This window comes from Caloramator quimbayensis, assembly GCF_900167605.1.
Taxonomy (GTDB): domain Bacteria; phylum Bacillota; class Clostridia; order Clostridiales; family Caloramatoraceae; genus Caloramator_B; species Caloramator_B quimbayensis.
This window is the reverse complement of sequence record NZ_FUYH01000059.1, coordinates 1-2,051: the sequence shown is the minus strand read 5'-3', so window position 1 is coordinate 2,051 and position 2,051 is coordinate 1. Positions and strand designations below refer to the sequence as shown.

Sequence of the window (2,051 nt, the reverse complement as noted above, 5' to 3'; positions counted from 1 at the left end):
TGCATGTAAACTAACGAACCGCCGTATACCAGACCGGTACGTACGGTGGTGTGAGAGGACGCTGAATAAAATAATTATTCAGCTCCTACTCGATTCATTATATAACCATATCAGAGTATATATAAAGTACATTATTTATTTTAGGGCTAACAATTTTTGCAGGGATTCCACATACTGTTACGTTTGAAGGTACGTCCTTTAATACAACAGCATTTGCACCTATTTTAACATTTTTCCCAATTCTAATCGGTCCGAGCACCTTTGCTCCTGCTCCGATTATAACATTGTCCTCTACTGTAGGATGTCTTTTCCCCTTATCTTTTCCTGTACCCCCTAATGTTACCCCATGATAAATTGTAACGTTATCTCCTATTTCCGCTGTTTCGCCAATTACAACGCCCATTCCATGGTCTATAAATAGGTTTTTGCCTATCTTTGCACCAGGATGAATTTCAATACCAGTAACCTTTCTGCCTATTTGAGATATGATTCTTGCAAGTACAAATTTCTTTTTTAAATATAATTTATGAGATATTTTATAAAATATTATAGCCTTAAGTCCCGGGTAGCAAAGAATAACCTCAAGAATTGATTTTGCAGCCGGATCATTTCTCATTATATTTTTTGCTTCCTGAATTATAGTCCTTAACATAAACATCACTCCAAATTAAATAATTCTGTTGACAAATATCTTTCACCTGTATCCGGGGCAATTGTCAAAACTTTCTTGTCCTTTCCTATATCCTTTGCTTTTTTAATCGCTGCACAAATTGCAGCTCCGGAAGAAATTCCAAGAAGAAGTCCTTCAAGCTTAGCAGCTTTTCTTGCTGTTTCAATCGCTTCTTCATTTGACACTGTAACTATCTCATCGATTATATACATATCAAGTATTTCCGGAATAAATCCTGCTCCTATTCCTTGTATTTTATGAGGACCAGCTTTTCCGCCAGAAAGTACTGGTGAATCCTTAGGCTCAACTGCAACTATTTTTATATTTGGAATTTCTCTTTTAAGAACTCTCCCAACACCAGTAATAGTACCCCCCGTACCAACACCGCATACAAACATATCGAGCTTTCCTTCAGTTTGTTTTAATATTTCTTTTGCTGTTGTTTCCATATGCGCTAAAGGATTTGATTTATTATTAAACTGCAGAGGCATAAAATAACCATTTTCAGCAGAAAGTTTTTCTGCCATTTCAACAGCTCCTCTCATTCCTTTAGAACCTTCAGTAAGAATAATTTCTGCCCCAAAGGCTTTAATGAGTTTTCTCCTTTCTATGCTCATGGTTTCAGGCATAACAATTATTACTCTATATCCCTTTGAAGCACCTATCATAGCTATACCTATACCTGTATTTCCGCTTGTAGGTTCAATTATTGTACCTCCTGATTTTAAAAGACCTTTTTTCTCAGCATCTTCTATCATCGATAATGCAATTCTATCCTTTATGCTTCCTCCAGGATTAAAATACTCAAGTTTTACATAAACCTGCGCCATTTCATTGCTTAATAAATTTTGAAGTCTTATTATTGGTGTATCTCCTATTGTTTCAAAAATTTTATTATATATCATACTATCAACTCCTTAACTAATTTTTAAATTTAATTACTGCAGTAAAAATAAAAAACCTTCTGCCTCTGAATACAGAGGCAGAAGGTTAATTCCGCGGTTCCACTCTGTTTGAGCATAAGCCCAACTCTTTTATCTGACACAATCATGTCATATCCCTATAACGGGAGAACCCGTAACAACCTACTGTATTCGGTCTAAAACTCACAGGGGCACTTCAACCATACTTCTGCATAAAACCCTCTCAGCCGCGGGGTTTCTCTCTGTATGCTCCATATAATTTACTTTCCCTGATCATAGTATTTAATTCATATTAAATTACTCTGATATCTTTTACTATATTATATTATCTTTTTTTAAAAAGTTCAATAGTTATTTTATATGATCAGAGATTTCGCAGCAAAATTCCAGTAGAATTTTTATTTTTACTGAAATTGCATTTTATTGTATCATATTGAAGAAATGGTATTCCACCAGCT

General features: G+C 34.8%; 2 protein-coding genes and 1 other annotated feature. Both genes read right to left on the bottom strand.

Translation table 11 applies throughout. The annotated features are described in order from the left end of the window. Positions 1–97: 97 nt before the first annotated feature. Complete coding sequence (epsC, locus tag B5D15_RS15150; RefSeq protein WP_078697927.1) at positions 98–652, bottom strand: serine O-acetyltransferase EpsC; 555 nt, start codon at positions 650–652, stop codon at positions 98–100. 5 nt (positions 653–657) lie between these two features. After that, complete coding sequence (gene cysK / locus B5D15_RS15145; protein WP_078697926.1) at positions 658–1,575, bottom strand: cysteine synthase A; 918 nt, start codon at positions 1,573–1,575, stop codon at positions 658–660. 70 nt (positions 1,576–1,645) lie between these two features. Next, positions 1,646–1,879, bottom strand: a binding site (T-box leader). Positions 1,880–2,051 lie beyond the last annotated feature (172 nt).